Below are 16211 nucleotides of genomic sequence, written 5' to 3'. Positions count from 1 at the left end.
AATAAGGTGCTGTAGCAAAATGAAACAACTTTCTGGCCGTCGAATTTTAAAATGATAAGAAAGGCTTATAGATTTCCGTCGCGTTATCTGACCCGAAAGGCGGATATCATGTTGCAGAATATTACCCGTGGCTTGCCGGATAGCCTCAGTCCACTAAGCTTAGTTTCACGCGGCACAGATAAAGGCCCTGTCCTTTAGCCGCGAGGTGAAAGAATCCTCTTTTACTGAATGCAATATGATGTCTAATGTTTCACACTCTGGAGGTTAGAGATGGCAAACCATCGTGGTGGTTCAGGTAATTTCGCTGAAGACCGTGAAAGAGCATCAGAAGCAGGTCGTAAAGGTGGCCAGTCTAGCGGGGGTAACTTCAAGAACGACCCTCAGCGCGCATCAGAGGCTGGTAAAAAAGGGGGTAAAAATAGCCACGGCAGCAATAAGTAGTACGCCGGGTTGACTCCCTGCCGCCGGGTTTCCCGGCGGTTTTTTTATGTCTGCAACATTGAACTGCAACCAAAGGCAACGCACACTACAGAATTGATCTCACTTGTTGGTGTCGCATGTCCGTCTCACGCTTTAAATTCTCCATAAAACCGCAGGAAGCCATCCTTATTCTCATCACCATGTTCTGGGGCGGGACCTTTCTTGCCGTCCAGTACGCGGTGACCCTCAGCGATCCGTTCTTTTTTGTCGGCCTGCGCTTTGCGACGGCGGCGATAGCCGTGGGGCTGATCTCCCTTAAAACGCTGCGGGGTCTGACGCTGAAGGAACTCAAGGCCGGCGTGGCGATTGGGATTGCGATAGCGATGGGCTACAGCCTGCAGACGTGGGGATTGCAGACCATCTCCAGCAGCAAATCCGCTTTTATTACCGCCATGTACGTGCCGCTGGTGCCGCTGCTGCAATGGTTATGCCTCGGGAGGCTACCGGGGCTGATGTCCTGCATTGGCATCGTGCTGGCGTTTATCGGCCTGATTTTATTAGCCGGGCCGGAAAATAACCTGCTGGCGCTGGGGCCGGGCGAGATCATTACCCTCGTCGGGGCCATTGCCATCGCGGCGGAAATTATTCTGATCAGCGCCTGGGCTGGGAAAGTGGACGTCAAGCGCGTGACGGTGGTGCAGCTCGCGACGGCGTCGCTGGTGGCCTTCGCGACGATGGTGCCAGCCGGGGAATCCGTGCCGCCGATGTCCACGGGGCTGGTGGTGGTCGCGCTGGGGCTTGGCATCTTCAGCGCCATTATCCAGGTGACCATGAATTGGGCGCAGCGCAGCGTATCGCCAACGCGGGCGACGGTGATCTACACCGGTGAACCGGTCTGGGCAGGGATTTTCGGACGACTGGCCGGCGAGCGTTTACCGCTGCTGGCGCTGGTGGGCGCGGCGTTTATTGTCGCCGGGGTGCTGGTGAGCGAGTTGAAGTTAAAAAAACGACGTAAGGCGATTGCCGGGGTAGGTGCTGAACAAGGTGCAGATAGCTAACAACGCGCACGCTACCGTTTTGCCCGACGGCGCTACGCTTGCGCGGGCCTACATCCCAAATGTAGGCCGGGTAAGCGTAGCGTCACCCGGCAAGAAAGTGACACACATATCAGGTGGACGGGGTGATGGCTTCCCCTTGCGCCACATCCCTTTTCCGGCGGTTCAGCAGGGCGTTAAGCAGGATCGCGCCGAAGGTCGCCGTACCAATCCCACCGATCGTAAACCCGCCCAGCGTCAGGGCAAAATCGCCCGCGCCCAGCACCAGCGTGACGGCCACCATGATCAGGTTGCTGTTCTGGCTGAGATCAACCCGATGCTGCACCCAAATGCGCGCCCCGGCCACGGCGATCAGCCCGAACACCACAATCGACGCGCCGCCGATGACCGGTGACGGAATGGTGTGGATCAGTGCGCCGAACTTCGGTGAGAAACCAAGAAGGATCGCCATTACCGCCGCCGCCACGAAGACCAGCGTTGAGTAGACCTTGGTCACCGCCATCACGCCGATGTTTTCCGCGTAGGTGGTCACGCCGCTGCCGCCCACGGAGCCTGAGAGCATGGTCGCCAGCCCGTCGCCGACGAACGCGCGGCCCATGTACGGATCCATGCTGCGCCCGGTCATTCCCGCCACCGCCTTCAGGTGCCCTAAGTTTTCCGCCACCAGGATCACCGCCACCGGGGCGATAAGCATCATCGCCTGCGTGTTAAAGGTGGGCGAGGTCACCTGCGGCAGACCGAACCAGGCGGCCTGATGAAGCAGGGTAAAATCGACCGGCTTGCCCATGCCGAACACGTTCGCCAGCAGGGCGTAGATCAGACAGGCGACAATCAGCCCGACCAGGATCAGCAGACGCTGGATCATCCCGCGCGTAAAGACTGCCACCAGGCCGATGCACAGCACCGTGATCACCGCCATCCAGCTTTCAAACGGCGAAGCGGAGACGCTTTTCACCGCAATCGGCGCGAGGTTCAGGCCTATCGCCATCACCACCGCGCCGGTGACGACGGGGGGCATCAACCGTTCGATCCAGCGCGTGCCGATCTTCATCACAACGAGACCAATCAGGGTATAGACCAGCCCGCAGGCGATGATGCCGCCGAGGGCCACGCTCAGGTTGGGGTTGATCCCCTGGCCGTTAAAACCGGTAGTGGCGATCACCACGCCGACAAAGGCGGCGCTGGAGCCCAGGTAGCTGGGCACGCGCCCGCCGGTAACAAAAAAGAACAGCAGGGTGCCGATTCCCGACATCAGAATAGACAGGTTGGGATCGAGCCCCATCAGCATCGGCATCAATACCGTCGCGCCAAACATCGCGACTGCATGCTGGACGCCCATCACCATGGTTTGCCCGAGCGGGAGGCGTTCATCCGGCGCGACCACGCCTGCTTCAGTGGAGGTCGATTTCAACTGCCAGTGGGGAAATCCGAACATGGTCTGTCTCCTTAAAGCGCCTTAGCAGGCGGGTCGCATAAGAGCGTGGTAGCTGCGGTCAAACCACACCAGACCTTGCGGGGCGGGGTGGCGAATAATCGATACGATGTCGCAAAACAGAATGTCGTGAGTACCGACGCTGACCACCTGACTGATGCGGCAGTCAAACGAGGCCAGCGCATCCTCCAGACGCGGGCAGCCCGTGTCGCCCGTCTGCCAGCGGGCGGCGGTAAAGCGTTCCGCCATCGGCGTTTTGCCGCCAAACAGATTGGATAAAGACTCCTGTCCGGCACTCAGGGTATTCACGCACAGGGTGCGGTTTTCGCTGAACGTGGGCCAGACCGACGCGCCGCGGTTCAGGCACACCAGCAGGGTGGGAGGGGAATCCGTGACGCTGCATACCGCGCTGGCGGTAAAGCCCGCCATCCCCGCTGGGCCGTCGGTGGTGATGATGTTGACCGCCGCGCCAACGCAGGCCATGGCGTCGCGAAAGGTTTGTTTATCCGGTGTCATCACGATCGCTCCTTACGCCAGTCCGCAGGCATCGTCGAAGGTCAGGCGCGGCAGGCGCCCGTAAAGTTTGCGCGTATCGCCATAGCCAATGTTGATCAGCAGGTTGCTTTTAAGCGTTGTGCCGGTGAAAAAGGCCTCGTCGACCTTTTGTCGGTCAAAGCCCGACATCGGCCCGGTGTCCAGGCCGAGTGCGCGGCAGGCGAAAATCAGATACGCGGCCTGCATTGAGCTGTTGCGAAAGGCCGTCTCTTCCGCCAGCGCGGGGCTTGCGGTAAACCAGCTTCTGGCATCGCCGTGCGGGAACAGCTCGGGCAGGCGCTCGTAGAATTCCCTGTCCCAGGCAACAATCGCTGTCACCGGGGCGGTAAGCGTTTTCTCTTGGTTGCCGCTGGAGAGCGCCGGGCGCAGCTTCTCTTTTCCCTCTGCGCTTCGCACAAAGACAATGCGCGCCGGTGAGCAGTTGGCAGACGTTGGGCCCCATTTCATCAGGTCATACATCTCGCGCAGCGTCTCGTCGCTGACCGGCATATCCAGCCAGCCGTTGTGGGTGCGGGCACCGGTGAACAGCGTTTCCAGCGCGGCGGGGGTAATGACTTCGCTCATTAAAGCTCCTTATAAAGCGGGTTCAGGGCTGTGCAGCAGGCTGGCAAGCCCGTTCAGCAGCAGGGTGTTAAAGGTGTCCGGTTCGGTGACGTTGCAGGCATGTCCGCCCTGGCGCATGACCGTTTTGTGGGCGTGCGGGAGGGCGGCGTGCAGTTCAGCGGAACAGACGGACGGCACCAGCACGTCGTCGGCGGAACAGATAATGTGCACCGGGCAGCGAATGCGTGCGGACTGGCGGCGGAAGTCGGCTTTTTTCAGGGCGCTGAGCCTGCGCAGCAGGTTGGTTTTACCCTGGAAATGGGCCAGCGCCAGCGCTTCTTCGGCCTCCAGACGCGGCGCGCGGGCGGCCATCCAGTCTGCCGGATAGAGAAACAGCGGCTGCGCCTCGACCCACGCCTGCGCTCCGCCGGAATGCAGCAGCCGCTCGCGAACGTCAAAACAGCGGCGGGTGTGGGCATTGAGGGTCAGCCAGCCATTGACGCACACCAGCGCGGTGAGGGCGTCGGGCCTGTCGAGGGCCAGCTGCAGGCCGACCAGCGCGCCGAGCGCGTGCCCGACGACGCTGTAGCGCGCAATGCCTGCGTCAGCCAGCGCCTGGGCGAGCTCGTCTGCCATCTGCGCAAGGCTGTAACCCTCCGGCAGGGTGTCGGGGTTATTGCCCGTTCCCCGCTGGTCATAGCACACCACCTGATACTCCGGCTCCAGCGCGGCCTGCTGGGGCAGCCAGTAGCTGCCGCTGCCGCCGAGACCGGAAATAAAGACCACTACGGGCGCACCCTCGTACGGCGGCGGCGAGACGGAAAGTTTCATGCCTGCCTCACTTCGCGATGTGCGCAACGGTGGCGATCTCAACCAGCGCGTCCGGTTTTACCAGCCCGCACTGAATGCAGAACCGCGCCGGTTTATCGCCGGGGAAGAACTCGGCGTAGATTTCGTTAATCGCGGCGTAGTTTTTCCAGTCGGTGATAAAGATGCTGTTGAAGGTCACGTCCTCCATGGTGCCACCCGCCGTTTCGATCACGGTTCTGATCGTCTCCAGTACGTGGCGGGTTTGCGCCTTTGGGTCGTTGATAAATACCACGTTGTTGTCTTTATCAAACGGCAGCGTGCCGGAGACATACACCACGCCGTCGGCGAGGGTGCCGGGGACGAACGGGGCGATGGGCGTGCTGGTGCCCGGCGGGATGATTACGGATTTCGGCATCGTGTGTCTCCTCAGGCGATACGGGCGAGCGGAGGATTCAGGGCGTCGCAGAAATCCGCAACGTTACTGACCCAGCCAAAAAAGGTTTCGATATTGAACAAAGCTGCCTTTTGGGCGAATTCCGGCCCGGCCTGATGGGTGGCGTCTTCCAGCACCACGCCGAAATACTCGAGGAAAAAGCCGTCGCGCAGGGTCGATTCCACGCAGACGTTGGTGGCAATGCCGGTGAACACCAGGTGGCGAATGCCCCGGCTGCGCAGCAGGCTGTCGAGCGGGGTGTTGAAAAAGCCGCTATAGCGCGGTTTCGGCAGGACGATATCGCCCGCCTGCGGGACCAGCTCATCCACCAGCTGATAATCCCAGCCGCCTTTGGCCAGCAGCTTGCCCTGCAGTTCGGGCCGCTTGCGCATGGTTTTCAGGGCGTTTGACTTGTGGAAGTTGGGCGAGCCGGGGCCGCCGGCCTCGACGTACTGGTCATCCCAGCCGTTCTGGAACCAGATGATGAGCATTCCNGCGGCGACGGCGGTTTTGATGTTCTCGATCACAGGCCTTGTGGCGGAGACGTCGAACCCCGCCAGATCCAGATAACCGCCCTGGCTGGCATAGGCGTTTTGCATGTCCACCACGATCAGCGCGCTCTGCTGCGGCGCAAAGGTGATGGCTTCCGGGCGAGCGTTTAAGGTCGTCATTACGCCACCTCCTTCGTGACGGCAGGGATATGGGCGCGGCACTGCATCAGCGGCTGGATGCGCTCGCCAAAGGTTTCCACGCCGGTGAGGAAATCATCGAAGGTCAGCAGGACACCCTCCGCGCCGGGTACGGCCGCCACTTCGTCGAGCATCCTGGCAACGCTGGCATACGAGCCGACCAGCGTGCCCATGTTGATATTGACGGCGGAGGTTGGGTCGGCCATCTGACGCACGTTGGTGTCTGCGCCGGAGCGGGTGTCTTTCTGGCTCTGCTCGGTAAGCCAGCTCAGGGCTTCGTCGTCAGCGCCGTCCTTATACCGTTCCCATTTGGCGCGCGCGGCGTCGTCGGTTTCGTCGGCAATGACCATGAACAGCACGTACGAGCCCACGTCGCGCCCGGTTTTGTCGGCGGCCTCCTTCATGCGTGCCGCGGTCGGGGCGAAGGCGGCAGGGGTGTTAACGCCTTTGCCGAAGCAGAAGTTGAAGTCAGCATATTTCGCGGAGAATGCCATCCCCGCGTCGCTCTGCCCGGCGCAAATCACCTTCATCGGCACCGACGGCTGCGGGCTGACGCGGCAGTCGTTCATGGTAAAGAAGTCGCCTTTGAAGTCGCTTTTGCCGGTGCCCCACAGGTCGCGCAGCACCTCTACGTATTCGGTCAGGTAGTCGTAGCGACGGGAGAAGTAATCGTCGCCCGGCCAGAGTCCCATCTGCTCGTACTCCGGTTTTTGCCAGCCGGTGACCAGGTTAACGCCAAAGCGCCCGCCGGAGATGGAGTCGATGGTGGAGGCCATGCGTGCCACGATCGCGGGCGGAAGGGTGAGGGTGGCCGCGGTGGCGTAGATCTGGATCCGCGAGGTAACCGCTGCCAGCCCGGCCATCAGTGTGAAGGACTCCAGGTTGTGATCCCAGAATTCCGTTTTGCCGCCAAAGCCGCGCAGCTTGATCATCGAAAGCGCAAAGTCGAAATGGTAGTGCTCCGCTTTCTGCACGATGGCTTTGTTCAGCTCAAAGGTCGGCATGTACTGCGGTGCAGTGGTCGAGATAAGCCAGCCGTTGTTGCCGATGGGTACAAATACGCCAATTTTCATCACGAACCTCTCTTCATTACGTCGCAGGTGTAAAGGTGGTTTTGCAAAGGCAATGCCAGTTTTGAAAATGCTTGTGTTATTAATGTGTTAATTGGAGGTTGGGGAATTGATGCCGCTAAATGTGGACTAAATGGTCAAAAACATTGCACAGAAAACAGGCACTCATGCGCGATGGGAGTGCAGAAGGTCGTGGCGAGGCGGGGGTTTTGCTATGCTGAGCGCAGGAAAGAAAATGGAGAGCGGAAATGACACAAGGCGCAGTGAAAACACCCGGAAAACGTTCGCAGGCGGTGAGCGCCAAAAAGCAGGCGATCCTTAGCGCCGCGCTGGAGACCTTTTCACAGTTTGGCATTCACGGCACGCGCCTGGAGCAGGTGGCGGAGCAGTCCGGGGTGTCTAAAACCAATCTGCTCTACTATTACCCGTCGAAAGAGGCGCTGTATGTGGCGGTGATGCAGCAGATCCTCGACATTTGGCTGGCGCCGCTCAAGGCATTTCGCGAAGAGCTGGCCCCGCTGGTGGCTATCGAGGAGTACATTCGCCTGAAGCTCGAGGTGTCGCGCGATTACCCGCAGGCGTCAAGGCTGTTTTGTCTTGAGATGCTGCAGGGCGCGCCGCTGCTACAGGCGGAGCTGACGGGGGATTTAAAGCAGCTGGTGGACGATAAGTCGGCGATTATTGCCGGATGGGTTGCCAGCGGAAAGCTGGCCCCGGTCGACCCGCAGCACCTGATCTTTATGATCTGGGCCGCTACCCAGCATTACGCTGACTTTGCGGCCCAGGTTGAGGCGGTGACCGGTAAAACGCTTCAGGACGAGGCGTTTTTCCAGAGCACCCTCGAAAACGTGCAGCGGATGATTATCGAAGGGATCCGCGTGCGTTAATTGCCCGGCGGGAGAGGGCAGCTTAAGTCGCCCTCTTCACATTGCATCAGCGAGGCCAGAAACGCCTCGCGCTCCACGGTTTTTTCTGCCAGGCACTGGTTAACAATCATTGGCTGGACGCTCCCGCCTTCCGTCCCCGAACCGATAAACGCGCAGTCCGCGTCGCGCAGGGTAATCCACGCCTGTTGCGCTTTTTTCAGCAGGTCGCGCTGGGGGGCCGCCGCGCGTTTGATGGCGGCCTGGTAGGTCTGGTTGAGTTTTTTATCGGCTGCCTGGTACTGCTGCGCGCTACAGGTGTTCAGTTCAAGCTGCGTAGTGGCGTTGTCGCACTCGTTGGCCAGCGCGCTGGTGCTGAGCAGCAGTGCCGCACCGGCGATAAGATATCGTTTCATATACTCCCCAATAAAATAAGGCTCCGTCTCCGGAGCCTTATTAGCACAGCGTTAGCCGATTGTCATCAGGCTGGCGTTACCGCCCGCCGCCGCGGTGTTGACGCTGAGCGAGCGCTCCACGTACAGACGCTCCAGCAGCAGGTTGGTTTCCCCGCGGGCGAAGCCCTGCACGGAAACAATCGCCCCGCTGCGGGCCGCCACCTGCTCGCACAGCTCGCGCAGCTGGTCGGAATCACCGTGGTAGATCACCGCGTCAAACGGCTGGGTCAGCAGCGCGTCAGCCTTGGCAAAGCGAATGCGGGCCGAGACCGCTTTCGGCAGCTGTTTGGCGAGATCGCGATGCAGCGCATCGTCCGGCCACAGCACTTCACATCCTGTGGCCATCGCCGCGGCCAGCTGTACCAGCGCGTCCTGCTCGTTATCCGCCACGCACAGTACGTGTTCGCGCGGCATCAGCGTCCAGGTGTTGCGCTCGCCGGTTGGCCCCGGCAGCAGACGCTGGGTACCGGCCTGCGCCAGCTCGCTGTACTGCTGGGCAACCGCACGCAGCTCAGGACGTTTTTCCGCCCAGGCGATCAGCGCCTCCAGCGGTTGCGTCAGCACGGTTTTCAGCTGCGCATCCACCGGATACTCCGCATCCTGACGCGCCAGGGTGACTCCCAGTGCGTTCTCAGGACGGTTCGCCAGCAGACGATACAGGTAGAGCGGGCCGCCCGCTTTCGGACCCGTACCGGAGAGGCCTTCGCCGCCGAACGGCTGCACGCCCACGACCGCGCCAACCATGTTGCGGTTGACGTACAGGTTGCCCACTTTGGCCGTGCCGGTGACCTGCGCAATGGTCTCGTCGATACGGGTATGCACGCCGAGCGTCAGGCCGTAGCCGGAGGCGTTGATCTGGTCGATAAGCGCGTTGAGGTTGTTACGGTTGTAACGCACCACGTGCAGCACCGGGCCGAAGACCTCTTTTTTCAGCTCGTCGAAGCTTGCCAGCTCAATCAGCGTAGGCGGCACGAAGGTGCCAGTCTGCCACTCGCGGGCATCTTCGCTGTTCTCGCGCACCGCCTGGAACACCGGACGGCCTTTGGCGCGCATGGCCTGAATGTGGTTTTCAATGTTGGCTTTGGCTTCCGCGTCGATCACCGGCCCGATGTCGGTGGTGAGACGGCCCGGGTTGCCCATGCGGCATTCCGCCATCGCGCCGCGCAGCATCTTCAGCGTGTGGTCAGCCACGTCATCCTGTAAGCACAGCACGCGCAGGGCGGAGCAGCGCTGACCCGCGCTGTCGAAGGCGGAGGCCAGCACGTCAACCACCACCTGCTCGGTGAGCGCGGAGGAGTCAACAATCATGGCGTTCATGCCGCCGGTTTCGGCGATAAGCGGGGTAGGACGACCCTGCGCATCCAGACGGGTGGCGATGTTGCGTTGCAGCAGGGAGGCCACTTCGGTCGAACCGGTAAACATCACGCCGCGCACGCGGTTATCGGAGGTGAGTTTGGCGCCCACCGTTTCACCGCGCCCTGGCAGCAGTTGCACCACGCCCACCGGAACGCCTGCTTCCAGAAGAATGTTGATGCCCTGGGCGGCAATCAGCGGGGTTTGCTCTGCCGGTTTCGCCAGCACGCTGTTGCCTGCGGCAAGGGCGGCGGCAACCTGGCCGGTGAAGATCGCCAGCGGGAAGTTCCACGGGCTGATACAGACCACCGGACCGAGCGGACGGTGAGTCTCGTTGTCGAAATCATCGCGCACCTGACCGGCGTAGTAGTGCAGGAAGTCGACCGCCTCACGCACTTCAGCGATAGCGTTGCTGAAGGTTTTCCCTGCCTCACGCACCAGAATGCCGATGAGCTGCTGCATCTGATCTTCCATCAGCACCGCGGCACGTTCCAGAATGGCGGCACGCTCCTGCGGCGGGGTGGCGAACCAGATTGGCGCGTTGTTCACCGCGCTCTCCAGCGCCTGTTCCACTTCCGCTTCGGTTGCTTCACGCGCGTAGCCGACGATGTCCTTCGGCTCTGCCGGGTTGATCACCGGCTGCATTTCACCGTCCTCAACGGACTGCTCAAGGATCGGTTTGGCCTGCCATTTCTGCAATGCGCTGTTGAGCAGGGCAGAGGAGAGCGACGCCAGACGGTGTTCGTTCGCCAGATCCAGGCCCGCCGAGTTGACGCGGCCCGCGCCGTACAGCTCGCGCGGCAGGGCAATTTTCGGATGCGGCAGACCAATCTGGCCTTCCTGCGCCGCCAGCTTCTCAACGGCCTGCACCGGATCGGCCACCAGCTCGTCGAGCGGCAGCGTGGTGTCTGCGATGCGGTTAACGAAGGAGGTGTTCGCCCCGTTCTCCAGCAGACGACGCACCAGGTACGCCAGCAGGGTTTCGTGGGTGCCCACCGGGGCATAGATACGGCACGGGCGGTTCAGCTTGCCGTCCGCCACTTTCCCGGTGACCTGCTCGTACAGCGGTTCGCCCATGCCGTGCAGGCACTGGAACTCGTACTGGCCCGGATAGTAGTTCTGCCCGGCCAGGCTGTAGATCGCCGCCAGGGTATGGGCGTTGTGGGTCGCGAACTGCGGGTAAATCAGGTTCGGCACGCCGAGCAGTTTTTTCGCGCACGCGAGGTAAGAGACATCGGTGTAGACCTTGCGGGTATAGACCGGATAGCCTTCCAGACCTTCCATCTGGGCGCGTTTGATTTCGCTGTCCCAGTAGGCGCCTTTCACCAGGCGGATCATCAGGCGGCGACGGCTGCGGCTGGCCAGGTCAATCAGGTAATCAATGACGAACGGACAGCGTTTCTGGTAGGCCTGGATGACGAAACCAATCCCGTTCCAGCCCGCCAGCTCCGGTTCAAAACACAGTTTTTCCAGCAGATCGAGGGAGATCTCCAGACGGTCGGCCTCTTCGGCGTCGATATTAATGCCGATGTCATACTGGCGCGCCAGCAGGGTCAGGGACTTCAGGCGCGGATAGAGCTCTTCCATCACCCGGTCATACTGCGCACGGCTGTAGCGCGGGTGCAGGGCAGAGAGCTTAATAGAGATGCCCGGACCTTCATAAATACCGCGACCGTTGGATGCTTTACCGATGGCGTGGATCGCCTGCTGGTAAGAGACCATGTAGGCCTGCGCGTCGGCGGCGGTCAGCGCCGCTTCACCCAGCATGTCGTAGGAGTAGCGGAAACCTTTGTCTTCCAGCTTACGGGCATTCGCCAGCGCTTCGGCAATGGTTTCCCCGGTGACGAACTGCTCGCCCATCAGGCGCATCGCCATGTCCACGCCCTTGCGGATCAGCGGCTCGCCGCTCTTGCCGATAATGCGGTTCAGAGAGCGTGACAGGTTGGCTTCGTTATGGGTGGAGACCAGCTTGCCGGTAAACAGCAGACCCCAGGTGGCGGCGTTGACGAACAGCGACGGGCTGCGGCCAATGTGGGAGTGCCAGTTGCCGTTGCTGATCTTGTCGCGGATCAGCGCGTCGCGGGTAGCTTTATCCGGAATACGCAGCAGCGCTTCCGCCAGGCACATCAGCGCCACGCCTTCCTGTGAGGAGAGGGAGAACTCCTGCAACAGGCCCTGCACCATCCCGGCGCGGCCGGTGGCGGTTTTCTGGTTGCGCAGCTTGTCGGCTAACTGATACGCCAGGCTGTGCGCCTGGGCGGCAATGGCTTCCGGCAGGCGGGCCTGCTCCAGCAGCATCGGCACGGCGTCGGTTTCGGCGCGGCGGTAAGCCCCGGTAATGGCGGCGCGGCTGACGGACTGCGGCAGGATCTGCTCGGCAAATTCGAGGAACGGCTGGTGGTTTTCTTCCACCGCCGTCGCGGCGTCTTCGCTTTCGTTCGCTGCGCCCGCCAGCAGGGCAGGCAGCTCCGGCAGGCCGTCTTCACTCTCCAGCCTTTCCAGATAGTTAAAAATCGCCTGCTTGATTAACCAGTGCGGTGTGCGGTCAATGCGGGTTGCTGCGGTCTTAATCCGTTCGCGGGTCGCGTCATCCAGCTTAACCCCCATGGTGGTCATCCCCATGCCAAAACTCCTGTTGTTCTGTAATAGCGTTCTGTTGATAGCGTGAAATATCCACCATGTTGCAACTTTGTGCAACCGTGTTAAATGTGACCTAGTTTGCAAGCTGGAAAATGAATGGATTGTTAACGAATAGTTAGCTGGAAAAAAGCGCTGGCTTCTGCAAGCGAAGCCTGTTTTTATGCGGTGCTTAACACTTTTCAAAGGTGCAACCCGTATAAATGTGAGCGAGTGCAACCTATAGGAAAGACGTATAAAACCAGGGATGAAATTCATGTAAATGCAGTGTTAAATCGTTTGTCAGTGGGAAGCGTATACGGCAGGATAGCGCGCCCAACGGAAACACATACACACATCACTACGTTCCGGTGATGACATAACAAGGCAACCCGGACGGTTGTCGCTCGACATTTTGGAGAATTTGAATGGCTATTAGCACACCGATGCTGGTGACATTTCTCGTTTATATTTTTGGCATGATCCTGATAGGGTTTTTGGCATGGCGTTCCACTAAAAACTTTGACGACTACATCCTTGGCGGGCGCAGCTTAGGCCCAATGGTCACCGCGCTCTCTGCGGGCGCATCCGACATGAGCGGCTGGCTGCTGATGGGGCTGCCGGGCGCGATTTTCATCTCTGGTATTTCCGAAAGCTGGATCGCCATCGGCCTGACCGTCGGCGCGTGGATCAACTGGAAGCTGGTGGCAGGCCGTCTGCGCGTACACACCGAAGCCAACAACAACGCCCTGACGCTGCCGGATTACTTCACCGGACGCTTTGAAGATAACAGCCGCATTCTGCGCATTATCTCCGCGGTGGTGATCCTGCTGTTCTTCACCATCTACTGCGCATCCGGCATCGTGGCGGGTGCGCGACTGTTCGAAAGCACCTTCGGCATGAGCTATGAAACCGCCCTGTGGGCCGGTGCCGCGGCAACCATCCTCTATACCTTCGTGGGCGGGTTCCTGGCAGTAAGCTGGACCGACACCGTGCAGGCGAGCCTGATGATCTTCGCCCTGATCCTGACCCCGGTGATTGTGATTTTCACCGTTGGCGGCTTTGGCGATTCACTGGAAGTTATCAAGCAGAAGAGCATCGAAAACGTCGATATGCTGAAAGGGCTGAACTTTGTCGCCATCGTCTCCCTGATGGGCTGGGGGCTGGGCTACTTCGGTCAGCCGCACATTCTGGCGCGCTTTATGGCGGCGGATTCTCACCACACCATCGTTCACGCGCGTCGCATCAGCATGACGTGGATGATCCTGTGTCTGGCGGGCGCGTGTGCGGTCGGCTTCTTCGGTATCGCCTACTTCAGCAATAACCCGGCGCAGGCGGGCGCGGTGAACCAGAACGCCGAGCGCGTGTTCATCGAGCTGGCGCAGATTCTGTTTAACCCGTGGATTGCCGGTATCCTGCTCTCCGCGATCCTGGCGGCGGTGATGTCCACCCTGAGCTGTCAGCTGCTGGTTTGCTCCAGTGCAATCACCGAAGACCTCTACAAGGCCTTCCTGCGTAAAAATGCGAGCCAGAAAGAGCTGGTGTGGGTAGGGCGCTTTATGGTGCTGGTGGTGGCGCTGGTAGCCATTGCGCTGGCAGCCAACCCGGAAAACCGCGTGCTGGGTCTCGTGAGCTACGCGTGGGCGGGCTTCGGTGCCGCGTTTGGGCCGGTGGTGCTGTTCTCCGTCATGTGGTCACGCATGACCCGCAACGGCGCGCTGGCGGGGATGATCATCGGTGCGGTGACTGTCATCGTCTGGAAGCAGTTCGCGTGGCTGGGCCTGTACGAAATCATTCCGGGCTTCATCTTCGGCAGCATCGGTATTGTGGTGTTCAGCCTGCTGGGTAAAGCGCCGTCTGCCTCTATGCAGAAGCGCTTTGCGGAAGCGGATGCGCACTACCACACTGCGCCGCCGACTAAGCTTCAGGCAGAATAATTTTCTCACGCAGTACCGTAGGCCGGGTAAGCGCAAGCGCCACCCGGCTTTTTTCTTGCCAAAATCCGTATTTTCCTGTGATATCCATGTGCTTATAACAATGAGGATAGCGACACATGACCATCAAAACAGGGGTAATGGCAGCGGCATTATTGATGCTGGCGGGCTGCAACGCGCCATCGCAACATGCGGCGGTGGAGACCTGCAAAGCGGATAACCAGATGCAGCAGACCACGCTCTATTTTGGCTTGAATCGCCCGGCAGGGGCGCAGATTACCGGCAGCGAGTGGCAGCAGTTTGTTGACCAGGACGTGACGCCGCGTTTTCGCGATGGCTTAACGGTGTTTGATGCGCGCGGGCAGTGGCTGGGGAACGACGGGAAAGTGGCGCGTGAATCCAGCAAAGCGTTAATGCTGATCCACGGTAAAGATGCGCAGAGCGAGAAGAACATCGAAGCATTGCGCGGGATCTATAAGTCTCGTTTCGCGCAGGAATCGGTGATGCGGGTCGACCAGCCGGTGTGCGTACAGTTTTAATAAAAAACGGCGGGATAACCCGCCGTTGTTGTTTTGTAGCAAAGCAATTTACAGCACTAATCCCGCAAAGCTCGCCGACAGCAGGCTCACCAGCGTCGCACCGTATACCAGGCGCAGACCAAACCGCGACACCACGTTGCCCTGCTGCTCGTTCAGCCCCTTAATCGCCCCGGCGACGATGCCGATGGAGGCGAAGTTAGCGAACGAGACGAGGAAGACGGACAAAATACCCAGCCCGCGCGGTGACATTTCATGAGCAATTTTTTGCAGCTCAATCATCGCTACAAATTCATTCGCCACCAGCTTGGTTGCCATAATGCTGCCCGCGTTTAACGCATCGCTGAGCGGAATCCCGATAAGCCACGCCAGCGGATAAAACACATAGCCCAGGATCTGCTGGAAGCTCATGCCGAATACGCTGGAGAAGAGGGCGTTAACGGCGCTGATGAGGGCGATAAAGCCAATCAGCATCGCCAGAATAATCATCGCCACCTTAAAACCGGCCAGAATATACTCGCCCAGCATTTCAAAGAAGCTCTGGGATTCATGCAGTTTTTCCAGCTTGATATCCGGCTCGGCTTCCGGACGTACCGGGTTAATGACCGAGAGAATAATAAAGGTGCTGAACATGTTCAGGATCAGCGCGGCAACGACAAATTTGGCGTCGAGCATGGTCATATAGGCACCGACAATCGACAGGGAGACCGTCGACATGGCCGTGGCCGCCATGGTAAACAGACGACGCGAGGAGAGATCCCCCAGCACGCCTTTATAGGCAATGAAGTTTTCCGACTGGCCGAGGATCAGCGAGCTCACCGCGTTGAACGATTCCAGCTTGCCCATGCCGTTCAGTTTTGACAGCAGCGTCCCGATGATTCGAATAAAAATCGGCAGGATCCGCCAGTGCTGGAGAATACCAATCAGTGCGGAAATAAAAATAATCGGACACAGCACGCCGAGGAAAATAAACGCCAGCCCTTTTTCTCCCATTCCGCCAAAGACGAAATTCGTCCCTTCCGAGGCAAATTTCAGCAGTGACTCAAAGAAGCCGGAAACGTATTTAATCAGGAATAGCCCGCTTTCGGCGTGCAGGAAAAAGAACGCCAGGGCAATTTCAATAACAATCAGCTGTAAAACATAACGAATGCGAATTTTTCGGCGGTCGAAACTCACCAGCCAGGCAAGCGCAAGAATAATCACCAGCGCCAGCAGGAAATGGACAATCTTAAACATGGGATATTTTCGGTTGGTTTTTGAGGCGGATATTTAGCCACAGCACTGGTTAACCGTAAATGGGCATTTTTATTATAACTTATAAACTTAACGGTAACGGCGGCAACTATTAACAGGCTTTGCGTTTACAACTCGTCATCAAATCACCACACATTTCGCTTGTGTTTCCTTTCGCCGTAATGATAATCACTATCACAAGAATTTACCTTTC

Annotated in this window: 15 protein-coding genes; 5 read left to right on the top strand and 10 right to left on the bottom strand. The window is 59.4% G+C overall.

Annotated features, from left to right (window positions below):
* The first annotated feature begins 270 nt into the window (after nt 1-270).
* Both ACTJI7_RS04100 and ACTJI7_RS04095 read left to right on the top strand, forming a co-directional pair.
* The gene (locus tag ACTJI7_RS04100) at nt 271-441 is read left to right on the top strand and encodes a general stress protein (protein WP_001273664.1); all 171 of its coding nucleotides are present in this window, start codon (nt 271-273) and stop codon (nt 439-441) included.
* A 116-nt stretch (nt 442-557) separates the two neighbouring features.
* On the top strand, nt 558-1478 hold the full coding sequence (locus tag ACTJI7_RS04095; protein ID WP_047368260.1) for a DMT family transporter: 921 nt from the start codon (nt 558-560) through the stop codon (nt 1476-1478).
* Nucleotides 1479-1587: 109 nt separating this feature from the next.
* Here the strand turns inward: ACTJI7_RS04095 and rutG are convergent, their stop codons facing one another.
* The 7 genes from rutG to rutA form a co-directional block, all read right to left on the bottom strand.
* Complete coding sequence (rutG, locus tag ACTJI7_RS04090; RefSeq protein ID WP_063154500.1) at nt 1588-2910, bottom strand: pyrimidine utilization transport protein G; 1323 nt, start codon at nt 2908-2910, stop codon at nt 1588-1590.
* A gap of 21 nt (nt 2911-2931) precedes the next feature.
* Nucleotides 2932-3423: an NADH-dependent FMN reductase RutF gene (rutF, locus tag ACTJI7_RS04085; protein ID WP_047364261.1), complete on the bottom strand. Its 492-nt coding sequence runs from the start codon at nt 3421-3423 to the stop codon at nt 2932-2934.
* Nucleotides 3424-3435: 12 nt separating this feature from the next.
* Nucleotides 3436-4026: a malonic semialdehyde reductase gene (locus tag ACTJI7_RS04080; protein WP_063154499.1), complete on the bottom strand. Its 591-nt coding sequence runs from the start codon at nt 4024-4026 to the stop codon at nt 3436-3438.
* A 9-nt stretch (nt 4027-4035) separates the two neighbouring features.
* Entirely contained in the window at nt 4036-4836 is an 801-nt protein-coding gene (gene rutD, locus ACTJI7_RS04075) for a pyrimidine utilization protein D (RefSeq protein ID WP_028012656.1), read from the bottom strand.
* A 7-nt stretch (nt 4837-4843) separates the two neighbouring features.
* Nucleotides 4844-5230, bottom strand: coding sequence for a pyrimidine utilization protein C (rutC, locus tag ACTJI7_RS04070; protein ID WP_063154497.1), 387 nt, complete (start codon nt 5228-5230; stop codon nt 4844-4846).
* Nucleotides 5231-5241: 11 nt separating this feature from the next.
* Nucleotides 5242-5919: a pyrimidine utilization protein B gene (rutB, locus tag ACTJI7_RS04065; RefSeq protein WP_440705157.1), complete on the bottom strand. Its 678-nt coding sequence runs from the start codon at nt 5917-5919 to the stop codon at nt 5242-5244.
* Nucleotides 5919-7010: a pyrimidine utilization protein A gene (rutA, locus tag ACTJI7_RS04060; protein WP_440669736.1), complete on the bottom strand. Its 1092-nt coding sequence runs from the start codon at nt 7008-7010 to the stop codon at nt 5919-5921. Before rutA ends, rutB begins: the two co-directional genes overlap by 1 nt.
* 245 nt (nt 7011-7255) lie before the next feature.
* On the opposite strand from rutA, the gene rutR reads away from it, so the two are divergent.
* On the top strand, nt 7256-7894 hold the full coding sequence (gene rutR, locus ACTJI7_RS04055; protein ID WP_028012659.1) for an HTH-type transcriptional regulator RutR: 639 nt from the start codon (nt 7256-7258) through the stop codon (nt 7892-7894).
* Here the strand turns inward: rutR and ACTJI7_RS04050 are convergent.
* Nucleotides 7891-8286: a lysozyme inhibitor LprI family protein gene (locus ACTJI7_RS04050; RefSeq protein ID WP_041910548.1), complete on the bottom strand. Its 396-nt coding sequence runs from the start codon at nt 8284-8286 to the stop codon at nt 7891-7893. The two genes, rutR and ACTJI7_RS04050, sit on opposite strands and share 4 nt — an antisense overlap.
* Before the next feature lie 51 nt (nt 8287-8337).
* Nucleotides 8338-12300 (bottom strand): trifunctional transcriptional regulator/proline dehydrogenase/L-glutamate gamma-semialdehyde dehydrogenase, encoded by a 3963-nt coding sequence (putA, locus tag ACTJI7_RS04045; protein ID WP_440669734.1) that lies wholly within the window; start codon nt 12298-12300, stop codon nt 8338-8340.
* 422 nt (nt 12301-12722) lie between these two features.
* Between putA and putP the strand changes: the two genes are divergently transcribed.
* Nucleotides 12723-14231: a sodium/proline symporter PutP gene (gene putP / locus ACTJI7_RS04040; RefSeq protein WP_045261668.1), complete on the top strand. Its 1509-nt coding sequence runs from the start codon at nt 12723-12725 to the stop codon at nt 14229-14231.
* A 116-nt stretch (nt 14232-14347) separates the two neighbouring features.
* Nucleotides 14348-14767, top strand: a complete 420-nt coding sequence (locus tag ACTJI7_RS04035; protein ID WP_047368265.1) for a DUF3574 domain-containing protein — start codon at nt 14348-14350, stop codon at nt 14765-14767.
* Between the two features lie 48 nt (nt 14768-14815).
* Here ACTJI7_RS04035 and ACTJI7_RS04030 read toward each other — a convergent pair whose 3' ends face one another.
* Entirely contained in the window at nt 14816-16000 is a 1185-nt protein-coding gene (locus ACTJI7_RS04030) for a NupC/NupG family nucleoside CNT transporter (RefSeq protein WP_047368266.1), read from the bottom strand.
* Nucleotides 16001-16211: the final 211 nt, after the last annotated feature.

Source organism: Enterobacter sp. 22499 (assembly GCF_052044815.1).
GTDB lineage: Bacteria > Pseudomonadota > Gammaproteobacteria > Enterobacterales > Enterobacteriaceae > Enterobacter > Enterobacter bugandensis.
This window is presented reverse-complemented; position numbering and strand designations above follow the sequence as displayed.

Bases quoted from the DNA above. Each gene is read 5' to 3' on its own strand.
- ACTJI7_RS04095 (WP_047368260.1), top strand. From the start codon at position 558: ATGTCCGTCTCACGCTTTAAATTCTCCATAAAACCGCAGGAAGCCATC.
- putA (WP_440669734.1), bottom strand. From the start codon at position 12,300: ATGGGGATGACCACCATGGGGGTTAAGCTGGATGACGCGACCCGCGAA.
- ACTJI7_RS04080 (WP_063154499.1), bottom strand. From the start codon at position 4,026: ATGAGCGAAGTCATTACCCCCGCCGCGCTGGAAACGCTGTTCACCGGT.
- rutF (WP_047364261.1), bottom strand. From the start codon at position 3,423: ATGACACCGGATAAACAAACCTTTCGCGACGCCATGGCCTGCGTTGGC.
- rutA (WP_440669736.1), bottom strand. From the start codon at position 7,010: ATGAAAATTGGCGTATTTGTACCCATCGGCAACAACGGCTGGCTTATC.
- rutC (WP_063154497.1), bottom strand. From the start codon at position 5,230: ATGCCGAAATCCGTAATCATCCCGCCGGGCACCAGCACGCCCATCGCC.
- rutG (WP_063154500.1), bottom strand. From the start codon at position 2,910: ATGTTCGGATTTCCCCACTGGCAGTTGAAATCGACCTCCACTGAAGCA.
- rutR (WP_028012659.1), top strand. From the start codon at position 7,256: ATGACACAAGGCGCAGTGAAAACACCCGGAAAACGTTCGCAGGCGGTG.
- rutD (WP_028012656.1), bottom strand. From the start codon at position 4,836: ATGAAACTTTCCGTCTCGCCGCCGCCGTACGAGGGTGCGCCCGTAGTG.
- ACTJI7_RS04100 (WP_001273664.1), top strand. From the start codon at position 271: ATGGCAAACCATCGTGGTGGTTCAGGTAATTTCGCTGAAGACCGTGAA.
- ACTJI7_RS04050 (WP_041910548.1), bottom strand. From the start codon at position 8,286: ATGAAACGATATCTTATCGCCGGTGCGGCACTGCTGCTCAGCACCAGC.
- ACTJI7_RS04035 (WP_047368265.1), top strand. From the start codon at position 14,348: ATGACCATCAAAACAGGGGTAATGGCAGCGGCATTATTGATGCTGGCG.
- putP (WP_045261668.1), top strand. From the start codon at position 12,723: ATGGCTATTAGCACACCGATGCTGGTGACATTTCTCGTTTATATTTTT.
- ACTJI7_RS04030 (WP_047368266.1), bottom strand. From the start codon at position 16,000: ATGTTTAAGATTGTCCATTTCCTGCTGGCGCTGGTGATTATTCTTGCG.